The sequence below is a fragment of the Enterobacter sp. KB-221C9 genome (assembly GCF_041320715.1).
GTDB lineage: Bacteria > Pseudomonadota > Gammaproteobacteria > Enterobacterales > Enterobacteriaceae > Enterobacter > Enterobacter asburiae_D.
In genome coordinates this window covers 85,163-101,782 of record NZ_JBGIWG010000005.1, presented here as the reverse complement: position 1 = coordinate 101,782, position 16,620 = coordinate 85,163, and the positions used below count along the sequence as shown (strand labels likewise).

General features: G+C 54.0%; 20 protein-coding genes. 6 read left to right on the top strand and 14 right to left on the bottom strand.

The window, feature by feature from the left end:
* Positions 1–33 precede the first annotated feature (33 nt).
* On the bottom strand, positions 34–1,968 hold the full coding sequence (ftsH, locus tag AB8846_RS08745; RefSeq protein WP_010436002.1) for an ATP-dependent zinc metalloprotease FtsH: 1,935 nt from the start codon (positions 1,966–1,968) through the stop codon (positions 34–36).
* Between the two features lie 102 nt (positions 1,969–2,070).
* Entirely contained in the window at positions 2,071–2,697 is a 627-nt protein-coding gene (gene rlmE, locus AB8846_RS08740; protein WP_010436004.1) for a 23S rRNA (uridine(2552)-2'-O)-methyltransferase RlmE, read from the bottom strand.
* A 127-nt stretch (positions 2,698–2,824) separates the two neighbouring features.
* Here rlmE and yhbY point away from each other — a divergent pair, with 127 nt between their 5' ends.
* On the top strand, positions 2,825–3,118 hold the full coding sequence (yhbY, locus tag AB8846_RS08735) for a ribosome assembly RNA-binding protein YhbY (RefSeq protein WP_032614629.1): 294 nt from the start codon (positions 2,825–2,827) through the stop codon (positions 3,116–3,118).
* A gap of 151 nt (positions 3,119–3,269) precedes the next feature.
* Here yhbY and greA read toward each other — a convergent pair whose 3' ends face one another.
* Complete coding sequence (gene greA, locus AB8846_RS08730; protein WP_014171793.1) at positions 3,270–3,746, bottom strand: transcription elongation factor GreA; 477 nt, start codon at positions 3,744–3,746, stop codon at positions 3,270–3,272.
* A 228-nt stretch (positions 3,747–3,974) separates the two neighbouring features.
* Here greA and dacB point away from each other — a divergent pair, with 228 nt between their 5' ends.
* Genes dacB through pmrB form a run of 3 tightly spaced genes read left to right on the top strand, consistent with a single transcriptional unit; the run spans position 3,975 to position 7,113 of the window.
* Positions 3,975–5,408, top strand: a complete 1,434-nt coding sequence (gene dacB / locus AB8846_RS08725) for a serine-type D-Ala-D-Ala carboxypeptidase (protein ID WP_370732516.1) — start codon at positions 3,975–3,977, stop codon at positions 5,406–5,408.
* Positions 5,409–5,410: 2 nt separating this feature from the next.
* Positions 5,411–6,073 (top strand): two-component system response regulator PmrA, encoded by a 663-nt coding sequence (gene pmrA, locus AB8846_RS08720; RefSeq protein ID WP_024906362.1) that lies wholly within the window; start codon positions 5,411–5,413, stop codon positions 6,071–6,073.
* Complete coding sequence (gene pmrB, locus AB8846_RS08715) at positions 6,070–7,113, top strand: two-component system sensor histidine kinase PmrB (RefSeq protein WP_063143577.1); 1,044 nt, start codon at positions 6,070–6,072, stop codon at positions 7,111–7,113. The genes pmrA and pmrB overlap by 4 nt, the downstream gene beginning before the upstream one ends.
* 32 nt (positions 7,114–7,145) lie before the next feature.
* On the opposite strand, the gene cgtA is transcribed toward pmrB, so the two are convergent.
* From cgtA to rplU, 4 genes are all read right to left on the bottom strand, one after another.
* Positions 7,146–8,321, bottom strand: coding sequence for an Obg family GTPase CgtA (cgtA, locus tag AB8846_RS08710; RefSeq protein ID WP_063143578.1), 1,176 nt, complete (start codon positions 8,319–8,321; stop codon positions 7,146–7,148).
* Between the two features lie 15 nt (positions 8,322–8,336).
* Positions 8,337–9,302, bottom strand: a complete 966-nt coding sequence (locus tag AB8846_RS08705) for a DMT family transporter (protein WP_063143579.1) — start codon at positions 9,300–9,302, stop codon at positions 8,337–8,339.
* Positions 9,303–9,397: 95 nt separating this feature from the next.
* Positions 9,398–9,655, bottom strand: coding sequence for a 50S ribosomal protein L27 (gene rpmA / locus AB8846_RS08700; RefSeq protein WP_004385076.1), 258 nt, complete (start codon positions 9,653–9,655; stop codon positions 9,398–9,400).
* A gap of 19 nt (positions 9,656–9,674) precedes the next feature.
* Positions 9,675–9,986: a 50S ribosomal protein L21 gene (gene rplU, locus AB8846_RS08695; protein WP_003025032.1), complete on the bottom strand. Its 312-nt coding sequence runs from the start codon at positions 9,984–9,986 to the stop codon at positions 9,675–9,677.
* Between the two features lie 257 nt (positions 9,987–10,243).
* On the opposite strand from rplU, the gene ispB reads away from it, so the two are divergent.
* Both ispB and sfsB read left to right on the top strand, forming a co-directional pair.
* Complete coding sequence (gene ispB / locus AB8846_RS08690) at positions 10,244–11,215, top strand: octaprenyl diphosphate synthase (RefSeq protein WP_370732515.1); 972 nt, start codon at positions 10,244–10,246, stop codon at positions 11,213–11,215.
* A gap of 229 nt (positions 11,216–11,444) precedes the next feature.
* The gene (sfsB, locus tag AB8846_RS08685) at positions 11,445–11,732 is read left to right on the top strand and encodes a DNA-binding transcriptional regulator SfsB (protein ID WP_023333600.1); all 288 of its coding nucleotides are present in this window, start codon (positions 11,445–11,447) and stop codon (positions 11,730–11,732) included.
* A 60-nt stretch (positions 11,733–11,792) separates the two neighbouring features.
* On the opposite strand, the gene murA is transcribed toward sfsB, so the two are convergent.
* From murA to mlaF, 7 genes are all read right to left on the bottom strand, one after another.
* Entirely contained in the window at positions 11,793–13,052 is a 1,260-nt protein-coding gene (murA, locus tag AB8846_RS08680) for a UDP-N-acetylglucosamine 1-carboxyvinyltransferase (RefSeq protein WP_023309349.1), read from the bottom strand.
* A 50-nt stretch (positions 13,053–13,102) separates the two neighbouring features.
* Positions 13,103–13,357, bottom strand: coding sequence for a BolA family iron metabolism protein IbaG (gene ibaG / locus AB8846_RS08675; protein WP_023333602.1), 255 nt, complete (start codon positions 13,355–13,357; stop codon positions 13,103–13,105).
* A 126-nt stretch (positions 13,358–13,483) separates the two neighbouring features.
* Positions 13,484–13,777, bottom strand: coding sequence for a lipid asymmetry maintenance protein MlaB (mlaB, locus tag AB8846_RS08670; protein WP_032639716.1), 294 nt, complete (start codon positions 13,775–13,777; stop codon positions 13,484–13,486).
* Positions 13,777–14,412 (bottom strand): phospholipid-binding protein MlaC, encoded by a 636-nt coding sequence (mlaC, locus tag AB8846_RS08665; RefSeq protein ID WP_063143581.1) that lies wholly within the window; start codon positions 14,410–14,412, stop codon positions 13,777–13,779. Before mlaC ends, mlaB begins: the two co-directional genes overlap by 1 nt.
* An 18-nt stretch (positions 14,413–14,430) precedes the next feature.
* Positions 14,431–14,979, bottom strand: coding sequence for an outer membrane lipid asymmetry maintenance protein MlaD (gene mlaD / locus AB8846_RS08660; protein WP_370732514.1), 549 nt, complete (start codon positions 14,977–14,979; stop codon positions 14,431–14,433).
* A gap of 4 nt (positions 14,980–14,983) precedes the next feature.
* Positions 14,984–15,766 (bottom strand): lipid asymmetry maintenance ABC transporter permease subunit MlaE, encoded by a 783-nt coding sequence (gene mlaE, locus AB8846_RS08655; protein WP_023333605.1) that lies wholly within the window; start codon positions 15,764–15,766, stop codon positions 14,984–14,986.
* Between the two features lie 7 nt (positions 15,767–15,773).
* The gene (gene mlaF, locus AB8846_RS08650) at positions 15,774–16,586 is read right to left on the bottom strand and encodes a phospholipid ABC transporter ATP-binding protein MlaF (protein WP_023309353.1); all 813 of its coding nucleotides are present in this window, start codon (positions 16,584–16,586) and stop codon (positions 15,774–15,776) included.
* Between the last annotated feature and the right edge of the window lie 34 nt (positions 16,587–16,620).

Below are 16,620 nucleotides of genomic sequence, written 5' to 3'. Positions count from 1 at the left end.
TGAAGTACAGACAAATGCGTCAACAGCAGTGGCTTACTTATCGCCCAACTGTTCTGACATGGTGTTGCCCGGGTTTGGCGTACGCGGTTCATCAACCGGACGCGGCGCACGCGGGGTGCCATTGTTGTCAGAATTATTGGAAGCGCCTGGGTCTTCCCAGCCTGCTGGCGGACGCACTTCACGGCGCGCCATCAGGTCGTCAATCTGCGGTGCATCGATGGTCTCATATTTCATGAGCGCATCTTTCATCGAATGCAGAATGTCCATATTGTCGTTCAGGATCTGGCGAGCACGTGCATAGTTACGCTCTACCAGAGATTTTACTTCCTGGTCGATGATACGAGCCGTCTCATCGGACATATGTTTCGCTTTCGCCACAGAACGGCCCAGGAAGACTTCCCCCTCTTCCTCTGCATACAGCAGCGGACCGAGTTTGTCGGAGAAGCCCCACTGCGTCACCATGTTACGCGCCAGGTTTGTCGCGACTTTGATGTCGTTGGACGCACCGGTAGAAACATGTTCCACACCGTAGATAATCTCTTCAGCCAGACGACCGCCGTACAGGGTAGAAATCTGACTTTCCAGCTTCTGACGGCTGGCGCTGATTGCGTCGCCTTCAGGCAGGAAGAAGGTCACACCCAGCGCACGACCGCGCGGAATAATCGTCACTTTATGCACCGGATCGTGTTCCGGCACCAGGCGACCGATAATCGCGTGACCCGCTTCGTGGTATGCCGTGGACTCTTTCTGCGCTTCCGTCATCACCATGGAGCGACGTTCCGCACCCATCATGATTTTGTCTTTCGCTTTCTCAAATTCCACCATGGATACGACGCGCTTGTTACCGCGAGCGGCAAACAGTGCAGCTTCGTTGACCAGGTTAGCCAGGTCCGCACCGGAGAAGCCCGGGGTACCGCGCGCAATGATTGCCGCGTCGATATCTGGCGCCAGCGGTACGCGACGCATGTGGACTTTCAGGATCTGTTCACGACCGCGAACGTCCGGCAGACCCACAACAACCTGACGGTCGAAACGGCCTGGACGCAGCAGCGCAGGGTCAAGTACGTCCGGACGGTTAGTCGCCGCGATAACGATGATACCTTCGTTACCTTCGAAGCCGTCCATCTCAACCAGCATCTGGTTCAGCGTCTGTTCACGTTCATCGTGACCACCGCCCAGACCTGCGCCACGCTGGCGGCCTACGGCGTCGATTTCATCGATGAAGATAATGCACGGTGCTGCCTTCTTGGCCTGCTCGAACATGTCACGCACACGAGATGCACCGACACCCACGAACATTTCAACGAAGTCAGAACCTGAAATAGTAAAGAACGGCACCTTCGCTTCACCCGCGATGGCTTTCGCCAGCAGGGTTTTACCGGTACCCGGAGGGCCAACCATCAGCACGCCTTTCGGGATCTTACCGCCGAGTTTCTGGAAACGGCTCGGTTCACGCAGGTATTCAACCAGTTCACCCACTTCTTCTTTCGCTTCGTCACAACCGGCGACGTCAGCGAATGTGGTCTTGATCTGGTCTTCCGTCAACATACGCGCCTTGCTCTTACCGAACGACATGGCACCTTTGCCACCGCCGCCCTGCATCTGGCGCATAAAGAAGATCCAGACGCCGATAAGAAGCAGCATCGGGAACCAGGAAATGAAGATAGAAGCCAGCAGGCTTGGTTCTTCTGGCGGCTCGCCAACCACCTTGACGTTTTTGGTCAGAAGGTTATCAAGCAGCTTAGGATCGTTCACCGGGATGTAAGTCGTGTAACGGTTACTATCTTTCTTGGTAACGTTGATCTCACGTCCGTTGATACGCGCTTCGCGAACCTGGTCCTGATTGACCTCCTGCAGGAAGGTAGAATAATCCACCTTGCGGCCATTCGACTCGCTGGGCCCAAAGCTCTGGAATACTGACATCAGCACGACGGCAATGACCAGCCAGAGAATTAGGTTTTTCGCCATGTCACTCAAGGGATTAACCTCACATTACAACTGTGTTAAAAACAGCGTCAGGATACTCTATATCCAGTTTCATTCAAACTTTCGCCTGAAATCTACCGGTTATCATTTTCGCCCGGTCGCTACAATATACACTTCACGGGAACGGGCCCGGGAAGAGTCCGGCTTACGAACTTTAACCTTCGCAAACAGGGAGCGAATTTCCTTAAGATACTCCTCGAAACCTTCGCCCTGAAACACCTTCACAACAAAACTACCACCAGGCGCTAGTACATCACGACACATTTCTAACGCTAGCTCCACCAGATACATGCCGCGGGGGATATCCACCGCCGGTGTTCCACACATATTTGGTGCCATATCAGACATGACAACCTGAACCTTACTGTCACCCACACGTTCAAGTAACGCTTTCAGCACTAATTCATCACGAAAATCGCCCTGAAGGAAGTCGACACCGACGATGGGATCCATTGGTAAAAGATCGCATGCGATGATTCGACCCGCTCCGCCAATCTGCGTTACCGCATACTGGGACCATCCGCCAGGTGCCGCACCGAGGTCGACAACCGTCATCCCCGGCTTAAAAAGTTTGTCACTTTGCTGTATTTCATCAAGTTTAAACCAGGCGCGGGAACGTAACCCCTTTTTCTGCGCCTGCAGAACATATTTATCGCTAAAGTGTTCCTGAAGCCAGCGGCTGGAACTGGCAGAACGCTTTTTACCTGTCATTTAACTTTTCCGTCCGGGTTCATCGTTGCCTACTTTTGACGTAAATTTCTACGCTGCTATTTGGCGATATAAGGGAGATGGCGGTAGAATGAACCGTTTTCAATCCCAACGTAAGCAAAAATATACGATGAATCTGAGTACTAAACAAAAACAGCACCTTAAAGGTCTGGCACATCCGCTCAAGCCTGTAGTCATGCTTGGCAACAATGGTTTGACCGAAGGGGTGCTTGCCGAGATTGAACAAGCGCTGGAACACCACGAGCTGATCAAGGTGAAAATCGCCTCTGAAGACAGAGACACTAAAACCTTGATCGTGGAAGCCATCGTGCGCGAAACCGGCGCCTGTAATGTACAGGTCATCGGTAAAACGCTGGTGCTCTATCGCCCATCTAAAGAGCGCAAAATCTCGCTGCCACGCTAAGGATATCCTGAATCAAACACATTTTCTGTGTGAAACGAGGGATTTCTGTCAGCAGGCGAGCAAAATGCCATGCTCCTTGAGTTGATAAAAGGCCGCTATGCGGCCTTTTTCTTTTCTTTACAATGTATCAACATCTTAGTAGAGAAGCGAATTACAGGTATTCAACCTTAATAATTTCGTATTCCACTTCACCGCCAGGGGTGCGGATGGTGACAACATCGTCCTGCTCTTTGCCAATCAGGCCGCGAGCAATCGGAGAGTTCACTGAAATCAGGTTCTGTTTGAAGTCGGCTTCATCATCACCCACGATGCGATAGGTCTGCTCTTCGTCGTTGTCCAGGTTCAGCACGGTCACCGTAGAACCAAAGATCACACGCCCGTTGTTAGGCATTTTGGTGATATCGATAACCTGTGCATTGGACAGTTTTGCTTCGATATCTTTAATACGCCCTTCACAGAAGCCCTGCTGCTCACGCGCGGCGTGGTATTCAGCGTTTTCTTTCAGGTCGCCATGCTCGCGCGCATCCGCGATAGCGGCGATGATTTCAGGGCGACGCACGGATTTCAGAAAATCCAGCTCTTCGCGCAGTTTTTCGGCACCACGTAAGGTCATCGGAATAGCTTGCATTTGTTATACCTCTTAAACATTCCTGTTGGGAGCAGTGTTCCCTGCTCCTGCCCCCCTAAGCGGGCAAGAAGCAAAAAGAAAACCGACCCGGGAGCAATGCCCCAGGTCAGCAGCAATTTTTCAATTTGATATGCATTTTACCGCGAAGTTCACTATGGGTCATCGTTTACTTTGCAGTGCCATGCACCGTAGTATGACGGTTTGTTTTCGGGTTGTTAGCGCGAGATTATGCGATTTTCCAGATTTATCATCGGATTGACTACCAGTATAACGTTCACCGCCCAGGCCGCGAATGTTGATGAGTACATTAATCAGCTCCCCGCAGGCGCGAACCTTGCCCTGATGGTGCAGAAGGTTGGCGCGCAGGCTCCCGAGATTGACTATCACAGTCAACAGATGGCCCTGCCTGCCAGTACCCAAAAGGTGATCACTGCCCTCGCCGCCCTGCTCCAGCTCGGGCCTGACTTCCGTTTTACAACCACGCTTGAGACCAGAGGTAGCGTCGAAGGCGGTGAATTGAAAGGCGATCTTATCGCCCGTTTCGGCGGCGATCCGACCTTTAAGCGTCAGGATATCCGCAATATGGTTGCGGTGCTGAAAAAATCTGGCGTGCAGAAAATTGATGGCAATGTGCTGATCGACACGTCCATCTTTGCCAGCCACGATAAAGCCCCTGGCTGGCCGTGGAACGACATGACCCAGTGCTTTAGCGCCCCGCCCGCCGCCGCGATTGTCGACCGTAACTGCTTCTCGGTTTCGCTTTACAGCGCGCCAAAGCCAGATGATTTAGCGTTTATCCGCATAGCGTCCTACTACCCGGTCACGATGTTTAGCCAGGTCCGCACGCTGGCGAAAGGCTCCCCGGACGCGCAATATTGTGAGCTGGACGTCGTGCCAGGCGATCTAAACCGCTTCACGCTTACCGGCTGCCTGACGCAGCGCGCCGATCCGCTGCCGCTGGCCTTTGCGATACAGGACGGTGCCAGCTACGCGGGCGCCATTCTGAAAGATGAACTGAAACAGGCGGGAATCACCTACTCCGGCACGCTGCTTCGCCAGACGCAGGTCAACCAGCCCGGTACGGTCATCGCCAGCAAACAGTCTCCGCCGCTGCACGATTTACTGCGAATCATGCTGAAAAAGTCTGACAACATGATTGCCGACACCGTATTCCGTATGATTGGTCACGCACGTTTCGGCGTGCCGGGCACCTGGCGCGCGGGTTCAGACGCCGTTCGTCAGATCCTGCGCCAGCAGGCCGGGATCGAGCTGGGTAATACCATCGCGGTCGATGGCTCCGGATTATCGCGTCATAATTTGATCTCCCCGGCCACGATGATGCAGGTGCTTCAGTACATTGCGCAGCACGACACTGAGCTAAACTTTATTTCAATGCTGCCGCTGGCCGGGCATGACGGTTCACTGCAGTACCGCGCCGGGCTTCACGCTGCCGGTGTGGATGGCAAAGTATCCGCTAAAACAGGCTCACTGCAGGGGGTTTACAACCTTGCAGGCTTCATCACTACCGCCAGCGGACAGCGCATGGCATTCGTGCAGTATCTTTCCGGCTATGCCGTCGAACCGACCGACCAGCGCAATCGTCGTATTCCGCTCGTTCGCTTCGAAAGCAGGCTTTATAAGGACATCTACCAGAATAACTAGCGATGAAACTACTCATAGTTGAAGACGATCTGTTATTGCAGGAAGGGCTGGCGCTGGGGCTGGCTAATGAGGGGTATGCGCTCGACTGTGCCGGCACCGCAGCGGAGGCGGACGCCCTGATTCAAAGCGGCGAATACAGTCTGGTGATCCTCGATTTGGGCTTGCCTGATAAAGACGGCGCCACGCTGCTCAGCCAGTGGCGACGCCGCGGCATCGCCAACCCGGTATTGATCCTGACGGCACGCGATGCCATTGAGGATCGTATCACCGGCCTCGATGCAGGCGCAGATGATTACCTGGTGAAGCCTTTTGCGCTTGCGGAGCTGCAGGCTCGCGTGCGAGCGTTGATTCGCCGCTATCAGGGCCATAGTGATAACTTACTGACCGACGGCGATATTACGCTGAATCTGCAAACCCAGCAGGTACTGCGCCAGGATCAGGCGGTAGAGGTGACGCCAAAAGAGTTCGCCTTGCTTACGCGTCTGATCATGCGCAGCGGGCAAACGGTGCACAGAGAAACGCTCCAGCAGGATATCTACTCCTGGCAGGACGATCCGGGGTCCAATACCCTTGAAGTGCACATTCACAACCTGCGTCGCAAGCTCGGCAAGGACAGAATCAAAACCGTCCGTGGCGTTGGCTATCGCCTTGAGAGCCAGAAATGAACAGCATGCGTCGGCGTTTGATGGTACTGCTGGCGGTCATTCTGTTATTTTTCCAGCTGATAAGCGTCATCTGGCTGTGGCATGAAAGCCGCGAGCAGATTGGTTTTCTGGTCAGTGAAACGCTGTCGGCAAAAGCCCGCAATAACCATGTCGAGAAAGAGATCCGCGAGGCGATTGCTTCTCTTCTCGTCCCTTCTCTGGTGATGGTCGGTTTCACGCTGCTATTTTCATTCTGGGCGGTCACCTGGATAACCCGACCGCTGAATAAACTGCGTGACAGCCTGGCTAACCGCTCGGCGGATAACTTAACTCCGCTTCCCATGTATTCCGACATGGAAGAAATTGGCGCGGTGACAACCTCCCTGAACCAGCTGCTCGCCCGGCTGGACAATACCATTCAGCAGGAGCGTCTCTTCACCGCTGACGCCGCACACGAGCTTCGAACGCCTCTTGCCGGTATCCGGCTTCATCTGGAGCTCATGGCGCAGTCAGGCGCGCCTCAGGCCGCGACGCTAATTACCCGTATCGATCAGCTCATGCATACCGTTGAGCAACTGCTGATGCTGGCCCGCGCCGGACAGGCAATGGCGAGCGGCCACTACGAAACCGTGAGCTGGACGGAAAATATCATTGAACCTCTCGGCCTGGGGCATGAAGCCAAAGAGCATAAGGTGATTTGGCCCGCTAAAAGCGCACTCACGGTACAGGGAGACGCCGTGCTCCTGCGCCTGATGCTGCGCAACCTGCTTGAGAATGCCGGGCGTTACAGCCCATCTGGGACAACGATTACGGTGACATTAACCGAGGTCGAGGGTGGAACGCAGATCGGCGTTATCGATCAAGGTCCTGGTATTGATGAAGCGCACCGACAGTCAATTACTGAGCCATTCCGCCGTCTTGACCAGCGCTACGGTGGCAGCGGTCTGGGCCTGAGCATCGTGCAGCGTATCGTGCAACTCCACCACGGCAGGTTGACGCTTGAGAATGGCGCTGAAGGTGGTTTGATCGCCAGCTGCTGGCTGCCCTCAACGCTGGAATAAAAAGCCCCCATAATGGGGGCTTTAGACAGATATTAGTGCTTATAGATGAACTCGACGCCTTCTTCGTCGTCTTCATCCCAGTCATCGTCCCAGTCTTCATCATCCTCTTCACCTTCCAGCTCTTCGAGCTGCTGGCGGTGGTAGTCATCCCACATGAATTCGACTTTTTCAGGCTGTTTCGCTTCTTCCGCCTGAACGATTGGGTTCTCGATGATAAAGGTCATCACATCCCAGCACAGATCCTTCACGCCAACCTGGCTTGCCGCAGAGATCAGGTAGTATTTATCTTCCCAACCCATCGCTTCAGCAATCGCTTTCGCTTTTGCTTCAGCTTCGGCTTTATCCATCAGGTCGATCTTGTTAAAGACCAGCCAGCGTGGCTTACCTGCGAGTTTTTCGCTGTATTTTTCAAGTTCACCGATGATGATACGGGCGTTTTCGACCGGATCGGACTCATCGATTGGATTAATATCAACGATGTGCAGCAATACGCGGCAGCGCTCAAGGTGTTTCAGGAAGCGAATACCCAGTCCTGCGCCTTCAGCTGCGCCCTCGATCAAACCGGGGATATCAGCAACCACAAAGCTCTTTTCGTGGTCCATACGAACAACGCCCAGGCTTGGCACCAGCGTCGTAAACGGATAATCCGCCACTTTTGGCTTCGCTGCTGATACAGCACGGATAAACGTCGATTTACCGGCGTTAGGCATACCCAGCATACCCACGTCTGCCAGAAGCATCAACTCCAGCTGCAGCTCGCGCGTATCGCCCGGTGTCCCCATGGTTTTCTGACGCGGAGCACGGTTAACCGATGATTTAAAACGGCTGTTACCGAGACCGTGCCAGCCACCTTTAGCAACCAGCAGGCGCTGACCGTGTTTGGTCATATCACCCATGGTTTCACCGGTGCCCTGGTCAATCACACGCGTACCGACCGGAACCTTGATGTTGACGTCTTTACCACGTTTACCCGTACAGTCACGGCTCTGGCCGTTCTGGCCGCGCTCGGCACGGAAAGATTTTTCGAAACGGTAGTCGATCAGCGTGTTGAGGTTTTCATCCGCCTCCAGCCACACGTCACCACCATCCCCACCGTCGCCGCCATCAGGACCGCCACGTGGGATATACTTTTCACGGCGGAAGCTCACGCAACCATTGCCGCCATCACCAGCCACGACCAGGATCGTCGCTTCATCAACAAACTTCATTTTACTCTCCGTAACTCATTCGCCTGAGCGGGGGACTACTACAACCGCTTCATTTTTGCGCCAACGTCCCCAAAGACGATGACCAATGGCGGAATACATCGCGCCCGCAACCACGACAAACGCACCGAGATAACCCAACAGGTTGAGCATCGGCTTGACGAAGACATCGGGCCAGGCCATTGATAACAAATCTGAAAATAACAGCGTAAACAGCGGAGTCAGCGTAATTAACGCGCTCACCTGCGCTGCCTGCCAGCGCGCCATTGCCTCAGCCAGCGCACCATAACCGACCAGCGTGTTCAGCCCACAAAAAATGAGGCACGCCAGTTGCCAGTCGCTAAGCTGGGTAATCACGCCCGGCTTTGCTAATGGCAGCAATGCTATTGTACACAAAGTGTACAGTAAAAAGAGGATCTGCTGTGAGGCAAGTCGACGCAATAACACCTTTTGTGCGACGCCATAGCTCACCCAGACCGTCGCTGCCCCCACACCGAAAATGACACCCCATGTGTAATCCGTCAGGCGGGTAAAAATCTCTATCAGACTGGTGTTGAAGAACATCACCAGACCGCACAACAGCATGCTCGCCCCGATAATCTGCGTACCGCGCATCTTCTCCTTGAGGATAAAGACGCTGGCGACCATCATGCCCACCGGTGAAAGCTGACCTATCACCTGCGACGCCGTGGGGCTGAGATATTGCAGGGAAGAGCTGAACAGGATGAAGTTACCGAACAGACCGCCCGTCGCAATAGCCAGCAATACCAGCCAGCGCGGTTTACGAAAGAGCTGTAGCGATGGGAGCTTACCTTTGATAGCCAGAATGGCCCCGAGGCCGATGCTTGCCATCAGAAAGCGATAAAAGACCACCGTAGGCGGCTCCATCACTTCCAGTACCTGCTTCATTGCAATTGGCAACGCACCCCAGCACATTGCGGTGGTGAGCGCCAAAAGAATACCCATGCCGGCCTGCTGCTTCATGCCCGTTTTCCCTACAGAAAATTTTCCGGGTTTCCAATGTAAAAAGCCCCGCAACACGTTGCGGGGCTTTAATCCGTTACCGGACCGAGAAAACCTTACTCAGCAACGATGCTGATGTATTTACGGTTGTTCGGGCCTTTAACTTCAAATTTCACTTTACCGTCTGCTTTAGCAAACAGAGTGTGGTCACGACCGCAACCTACGTTGTTGCCAGCGTGGAATTTGGTACCACGTTGACGAACGATGATGCTACCCGCCAGAACGGATTCGCCACCGAAACGCTTAACGCCAAGGCGTTTAGCTTCTGAATCGCGACCGTTACGTGTGGAGCCGCCAGCCTTTTTATGTGCCATTTAAATCTCTCCTCAGGTCTTAGGCGCTGATGCCAGTAATTTTCACATCAGTGAACCACTGACGGTGGCCCTGCTGCTTACGGTAGTGCTTACGACGACGAAACTTAACGATTTTAACTTTCTCGCCACGACCGTGTGCAACAACTTCAGCTTTGATAACGCCGCCATCAACGAAAGGAACGCCGATTTTGACTTCTTCACCGTTTGCGATCATCAGAACTTCTGCGAACTCAACAGATTCGCCAGTTGCGATGTCCAGCTTTTCCAGGCGAACGGTCTGACCTTCGCTTACTCGGTGTTGTTTACCACCACTTTGGAAAACCGCGTACATATAAACTCCGCTTCCGCGCACGTCCTCGTATGATTCAGAGTGCGCTATAAATATTCACAATAGGGCGCGAATATTACGCAAAACGCGAGCCTTTGACAAGTGCTACCGTCAATACATGAAGAAAAAAAACACAACACGTACGGTAACGTTTATCTGTGCCGTTTTTTCAGTACAATCAGCACTACTATTGATAAACCGAAACCCTTCGTTACCCCATTGAAGATGGGATCAACAGGATAAAAAGCCCGGCTTTTGCGATGAATTTAGAAAAAATCAACGAGTTAACCGCGCAAGATATGGCGGGTGTGAATGCAGCAATCCTGGAGCAACTCAACTCTGACGTTCAGCTGATCAATCAGTTGGGCTATTACATCGTCAGCGGCGGCGGTAAACGCATTCGTCCGATGATCGCCATTCTGGCTGCCAGAGCCGTTGGTTATCAGGGAAATGCTCACATCAGTATCGCAGCGCTCATCGAATTTATTCACACGGCGACGCTTCTGCATGACGATGTGGTGGATGAATCGGATATGCGTCGTGGCAAAGCCACGGCAAACGCCGCTTTCGGGAACGCAGCCAGCGTACTGGTGGGGGATTTTATCTATACCCGCGCCTTCCAGATGATGACCAGTCTGGGCTCCCTGAAAGTGCTGGAAGTGATGTCCGAAGCCGTAAACGTCATTGCTGAAGGCGAAGTGCTGCAGCTGATGAACGTCAACGACCCTGACATCACCGAAGAAAACTACATGCGCGTCATCTACAGCAAAACCGCGCGCCTGTTTGAAGCGGCAGCCCAGTGTTCCGGCATTCTGGCTGACTGTACCGAAGCTCAGGAAAAGGGCCTGCAGGACTATGGCCGCTATCTGGGTACGGCATTCCAGCTGATTGACGATTTGCTGGACTACAGTGCAGACGGCGAGACGCTCGGCAAAAACGTGGGTGATGACCTGAACGAAGGTAAACCGACACTGCCGCTGCTTCACGCCATGCGCAACGGAACGGCCGATCAGGCGAAAATGATCCGTGAAGCGATCGAGCAGGGAAATGGCCGCCATCTTCTGGAACCTGTTCTGGAAACTATGGCTTTCTGCGGATCGCTGGAATGGACGCGTCAGCGTGCGGAAGAAGAAGCCGACAAAGCCATCGAAGCTCTCCAGGTCATTCCCGACAGCCCATGGCGCGATGCGCTAATTGGTCTTGCCCACATCGCCGTTCAGCGCGACCGTTAATCCCCTTGTTTCTCCCCGCGACCATAGCGGGGAGATTCCAGTACACACCTGTAAATTCCGCCTTCATGTAAATTCATCGGTTTAGAGACCGCATGAATAAAGGCGTGTCTTATTCTGAATATCCCTTCAAGTAACGCGAACTTTTTAGAACAAGAGTTTGAAATGGGTATAGTAACCTCGTCGTTTCAGAGGAAACGGCGTAGGTGAATCCGAACTTAAGGACAGCGTTATGGATACGAAATTTATCGACTGGCACACGGCTGATATTATTGCCGCGCTGCGCAAAAGAGGCACTTCTCTGGCAGCAGAGTCCCGTCGCCATGGTCTGAGCTCTTCAACACTGGCAAACGCCCTCACCCGCCCCTGGCCCAAGGGAGAATTAATTATCGCGACGGCGCTGGATACGCATCCGTGGGTGATTTGGCCTTCGCGCTATCACGATCCCATTACCCATGAGTTTATCGACAGAACGCGCATGATTCGCCAGAGAAAGGCAAAGAAAGAACCGAAGGAATAACGTTTTTTTGGCGGGAACAGCAACCCCCCGGTCATTGCTGGCAGGGGGCTGCCGGAACGATTACTCGCCCTTCACACGCTCGATATTGGCACCCAGCGCGCGCAGTTTATCCTCGATACGCTCATAGCCACGATCGATGTGATAAATACGATCCACGATCGTTGTGCCTTCCGCGATACAACCCGCCAGCACCAGGCTTGCAGACGCACGCAGATCGGTTGCCATCACCTGAGCACCTGACAGTTTCTCAACGCCATGGCAAATCACGGTATTACTTTCGATCTCAGCATGCGCACCCATACGGATCAGCTCCGGTACGTGCATAAAGCGGTTCTCGAAAATAGTTTCAGTGATGAAGCCAGTCCCTTCTGCGACCAGGTTCAGCAAGGTGAACTGCGCCTGCATATCCGTTGGGAACGCCGGATGCGGTGCCGTACGCACATTGACCGCTTTTGGACGCTGGCCGTGCATATCAAGGCTGATCCAGTCTTCACCGATTTCGATATCCGCACCCGCATCGCGCAGTTTCGCGAGCACCGCATCCAGGGTATCAGGCTGCGCGTTGCGACAAACAATCTTACCGCCAGAGATCGCCGCAGCGACCAGGAAGGTACCGGTTTCGATACGGTCCGGCAGTACGCGATAAACACCACCGCCCAGACGCTCAACGCCTTCAATGGTGATACGGTCAGTACCCTGACCGGAGATCTTCGCGCCCAGCGCCACGAGGAAGTTGGCGGTATCCACAATTTCCGGTTCGCGCGCGGCGTTTTCGATGATAGTGGTCCCTTCTGCCAGCGTCGCCGCAGACATAATGGTGACCGTTGCGCCCACGCTCACTTTGTCCATGACAATGTGCGCGCCTTTCAGACGGCCATTAACGGACGCTTTAACGTAACCTTCTTCCAGCTTGATCTCTGCGCCCAGTTTTTCCAGACCAAAGATGTGCAGGTCAACCGGACGCGCACCGATGGCGCAGCCGCCCGGCAGAGAGACCTGACCCTGACCAAAACGCGCCACCAGCGGACCAAGCGCCCAGATGGATGCGCGCATGGTTTTCACCAGATCGTATGGGGCTGAGAAGTTATTCACCTTGCTGGCGTCGATCCAGACGGAACCGTTACGCTCGACTTTCGTGCCCAACTGGGTGAGCAACTTCATGGTGGTATCGATATCTTTCAGCTTCGGTACGTTCTGAATTTCTACCGGCTCTTCCGCGAGCAGCGCAGCAAAGAGGATTGGCAGCGCGGCGTTTTTCGCGCCAGAAATTGTGACTTCGCCCTGGAGACGCGTTGGCCCCTGTACACGAAATTTATCCATTGTGTGCTCTCTTATAAATTCAACCGTGCTGCGGGCCTGTCGCCCTCAGCTCAAAAACCGTTTAGTTTGCGATCGCGTGCCCACTCTTGCGGGGTGAACGCTTTAATCGACAGGGCGTGGATGCGGTTATCCGCAATATATTCCATCAGCGGCGCGTACACAGCCTGCTGTTTCTTCACACGGCTCATACCGTCGAACATCTCACCCACAGCAATAACCTGGAAGTGACTGCCATCGCCAGAGACGTGGGCTTCCTGAAGGGAGAGTGCATTCATCAGCACTGTCTGGATTTCATGATTTTCCATGGGCTCTTAATCATCTGATAGTGAAAACAAGCCCAACATCTTAGAGCAAAGTGGCGTTGTCTTAAACAAGCAAAAAGCCCCGACGATGAAACTGTCAGGGCTTTCGGAAGTAACGCACTGAAAATATTAACGAGGCAGTACGTCCTGAGGGAGGTTGTAGAGCTGCGCAAGGGTCACGACATTATCGCTCGCGCCGTGAAGCGTAACGCTAGCCCCCTGCTTTTTCCCTACCGCAACCAGATGGGCAAGCAGCGCAACCCCCGCCGTATCCACCCGCGTGACGTCGGTTAAGTCGATGAGCGTCACGCCCTGCATCGCTTCATGGCGTTTGTCCCACAGTGGGTTCAGCAGATCCTGATCCAGCTCACCGGACAGCTTTAATGTCTCGCCTTCACGCGACCAGCTGAGTTGCTGTGACATTACTTCTTCTCATCCAGGCTAATTTTCTGACGAGAGATAGACTGCAGCTGCGCGGTCAGGCCATCGATGCCCTTGGTGCGCAGCAGGTCGCTCCATTCGTTTTGTTTGGTGGTGATCATGCTTACCCCTTCGGCAATCATGTCATACGCCTGCCAGTGACCGGTCTGGCTGTTTTTACGCCACTGGAAATCCAGACGAACCGGCGGACGACCGTTAGGATCGTTGATCGTCACACGGATAGGGACGATAGTCGCATCGCCCAGCGGCTGCTCAGGCGCAATCTGATAGGTCTGACCGTGGTACATCGCCAGCGCCTGGCCGTAAGCCTGTTTCAGGTATTCACGGAACGCGGCAAAGTAAGCATCACGCTGCGCAGGGGTCGCGTCTTTGTAATAACGTCCCAGCACCAGCGCACCCGCGTACTTAATCTGCACGTACGGCAGCAGCTCCTGGTCAACGACGTCGCGCAGATAATCAGGATTAGCACGAATTTTAGGCTGTTCGTTTTTAAGACGGTCGAAGGTCTTCTTCGCCGCTTCGTCCATCAGTTTGTACGGGTTACTCTGATCCGCAGCGTGAGCGGCGGTAAGAGGGGCGATGACCAGCATGGCAACCATTAACAGTCGTTTAAACATGAATGACTTCTCCTGATATTAATTCGTCGCGCCAGGCGTCGGTGCGACGTCGGTATGATCTTCGCTCTGCGCTGGGGCAGCGTCGGATTTTTTCTCATCCCCTTTACTGCTGTAAAGGAATTGACCAATCATATCCTCCAGCACCATCGCGGATTTCGTATCCTGAATGACGCTACCGTCTTTAAGGATAGTCGTTCCCAGCTCGGGGTCTTCAAAGCCAACGTTAAGCGCCAGATATTGTTCGCCCAGCAGGCCGGAAGTACGGATAGAAAGAGAACTGGTGTCCGGGATATGGTTGTAACGCTCTTCGATATCCATCGCGACGCGTGGCAGATAGGTTTTCTCATCAAGCGTAATGTCAGATACGCGTCCGATCACCACGCCGCCGATACGAACCGGTGAGCGCGCCTTCAGCCCGCCGATGTTATCGAAAGTGGCATAGATGCGATACGTCGGTTCGGTGCGCACAGACGTAATATCCGCCGCTCTCAGGCAGATAAACAGCGCGGCCAGCAGCGCCAGCACCAGGAATACACCGACCCAAATTTCATTTTTTCTCGTTTGCATGAACTCAATTCCCAAACATCAGTGCGGTGAGCACAAAATCCAGACCCAGTACGGCCAGCGACGAATGTACGACTGTACGTGTAGTTGCACGGCTAATGCCCGCCGACGTCGGGATGGCATCGTAACCATTGAACAATGCAATCCAGGTGACCGTAATGGCAAATACCACGCTTTTAATCAGGCAGTTAACCAGATCCATTCGCAGGTCAATGGCGTCCTGCATCGCGGACCAGAAGAAACCGGCATCAATGCCTTTCCAGTGCACGCCAACCAGCGAACCGCCCCAGATCCCCACGGCGACAAACAGAATCGTCAGCAGCGGTAAAGAGATCACCCCCGCCCAGAAACGCGGTGAGATCACGCGACGCAGCGGATCGACCGCCATCATCTCCATGCTGGAGAGCTGCTCGGTCGCACGCATCAGGCCAATTTCAGCCGTTAATGCCGACCCCGCACGCCCGGCGAACAACAGCGCCGCCACAACCGGCCCCAGTTCACGCAGCAGCGAGAGCGCCACCAGCATCCCGAGGCTGGTTTCCGCACTGTAGGTTGTCAGAACAAGATAGCCCTGTAGCCCAAGCACCATACCGATAAACAGACCGGAAACAATGATGATGAGCATCGACAGCACGGCGACATTATAAAGCTGCCGCACCAGCAGCGGTGCGTGCTTACGGAATTCCGGCTTGCCGACCAGCGCGTTGAATAACATCAATCCGGCACGCCCGAACGTCCTGATGGTTTTTATGCCACGGTGTCCGAGAGCGGCCAACGCATTTAACAGCATGAGTGGCTTAACTCCCTATTCCCAGTAAATCGTCACGATAGTCGCCCGCCGGGTAGCGGAACGGCACAGGGCCATCGGCAATACCGTCGAGGAACTGCCGCACGCGCGGATCGCAATTTTCCTGCAGCGCCTGGGCGCTACCGTGTGCGACGATCTTTTTGTCCGCCACGATATAGGCGTAATCGGCAATGCTCAATACTTCCGGTACATCGTGAGATACCACAATGCAGGTGACACCAAGCGCGCTGTTCAGTTCAGAGATGAGCTTCACCAGCACGCCCATCGTGATGGGATCCTGTCCAACAAACGGTTCGTCGAACATGATTAAATCAGGTTCTAATGCAATGGCTCGCGCCAGCGCGGCACGGCGCGCCATCCCTCCGGAAAGTTCCGAAGGCATCAGCTTCGCGGCGCCCCGCAAACCGACGGCTTCGAGCTTCATCATCACCGTGCTTTTCAGCAGTTCCGGCGGCAGGCTGGTATGCTCGCGCAGCGGATAGGCCACGTTATCAAAGACATTCATGTCGGTGAACAAGGCTCCCGACTGAAAGAGCATGCTCATGCGTTTGCGAACAGTATACAGGCGCGAGCGTGACATCTCCGGGATGTTTTCACCATCAAAGAGGATTTCACCGCGATCGGGTGGGATCTGCCCACCAATAAGGCGCAGCAGGGTCGTTTTACCGATCCCGGACGGCCCCATGATGGCAGTGATCTTGCCACGCGGTACGGTCAACGAAATATCATCAAATATCAATCGGTTGGCGCGAGAAAAACTCACACCGCGAACATCGACTAAATTCGCCATCGTTTGGCTCATTTATGGTTCCTTTATTACCCTGCTCACGTTAAGG

Excerpts from the sequence above, each read along its gene's own strand:
- ispB (WP_370732515.1), top strand. The coding sequence starts at position 10,244 with ATGAATTTAGAAAAAATCAACGAGTTAACCGCGCAAGATATGGCGGGT.
- mlaE (WP_023333605.1), bottom strand. The coding sequence starts at position 15,766 with ATGCTGTTAAATGCGTTGGCCGCTCTCGGACACCGTGGCATAAAAACC.
- pmrB (WP_063143577.1), top strand. The coding sequence starts at position 6,070 with ATGAACAGCATGCGTCGGCGTTTGATGGTACTGCTGGCGGTCATTCTG.
- AB8846_RS08705 (WP_063143579.1), bottom strand. The coding sequence starts at position 9,302 with ATGAAGCAGCAGGCCGGCATGGGTATTCTTTTGGCGCTCACCACCGCA.
- ibaG (WP_023333602.1), bottom strand. The coding sequence starts at position 13,357 with ATGGAAAATCATGAAATCCAGACAGTGCTGATGAATGCACTCTCCCTT.
- mlaF (WP_023309353.1), bottom strand. The coding sequence starts at position 16,586 with ATGAGCCAAACGATGGCGAATTTAGTCGATGTTCGCGGTGTGAGTTTT.
- dacB (WP_370732516.1), top strand. The coding sequence starts at position 3,975 with ATGCGATTTTCCAGATTTATCATCGGATTGACTACCAGTATAACGTTC.
- mlaB (WP_032639716.1), bottom strand. The coding sequence starts at position 13,777 with ATGTCACAGCAACTCAGCTGGTCGCGTGAAGGCGAGACATTAAAGCTG.
- rplU (WP_003025032.1), bottom strand. The coding sequence starts at position 9,986 with ATGTACGCGGTTTTCCAAAGTGGTGGTAAACAACACCGAGTAAGCGAA.
- greA (WP_014171793.1), bottom strand. The coding sequence starts at position 3,746 with ATGCAAGCTATTCCGATGACCTTACGTGGTGCCGAAAAACTGCGCGAA.
- sfsB (WP_023333600.1), top strand. The coding sequence starts at position 11,445 with ATGGATACGAAATTTATCGACTGGCACACGGCTGATATTATTGCCGCG.
- murA (WP_023309349.1), bottom strand. The coding sequence starts at position 13,052 with ATGGATAAATTTCGTGTACAGGGGCCAACGCGTCTCCAGGGCGAAGTC.
- mlaC (WP_063143581.1), bottom strand. The coding sequence starts at position 14,412 with ATGTTTAAACGACTGTTAATGGTTGCCATGCTGGTCATCGCCCCTCTT.
- ftsH (WP_010436002.1), bottom strand. The coding sequence starts at position 1,968 with ATGGCGAAAAACCTAATTCTCTGGCTGGTCATTGCCGTCGTGCTGATG.
- pmrA (WP_024906362.1), top strand. The coding sequence starts at position 5,411 with ATGAAACTACTCATAGTTGAAGACGATCTGTTATTGCAGGAAGGGCTG.
- rlmE (WP_010436004.1), bottom strand. The coding sequence starts at position 2,697 with ATGACAGGTAAAAAGCGTTCTGCCAGTTCCAGCCGCTGGCTTCAGGAA.
- cgtA (WP_063143578.1), bottom strand. The coding sequence starts at position 8,321 with ATGAAGTTTGTTGATGAAGCGACGATCCTGGTCGTGGCTGGTGATGGC.
- rpmA (WP_004385076.1), bottom strand. The coding sequence starts at position 9,655 with ATGGCACATAAAAAGGCTGGCGGCTCCACACGTAACGGTCGCGATTCA.
- yhbY (WP_032614629.1), top strand. The coding sequence starts at position 2,825 with ATGAATCTGAGTACTAAACAAAAACAGCACCTTAAAGGTCTGGCACAT.
- mlaD (WP_370732514.1), bottom strand. The coding sequence starts at position 14,979 with ATGCAAACGAGAAAAAATGAAATTTGGGTCGGTGTATTCCTGGTGCTG.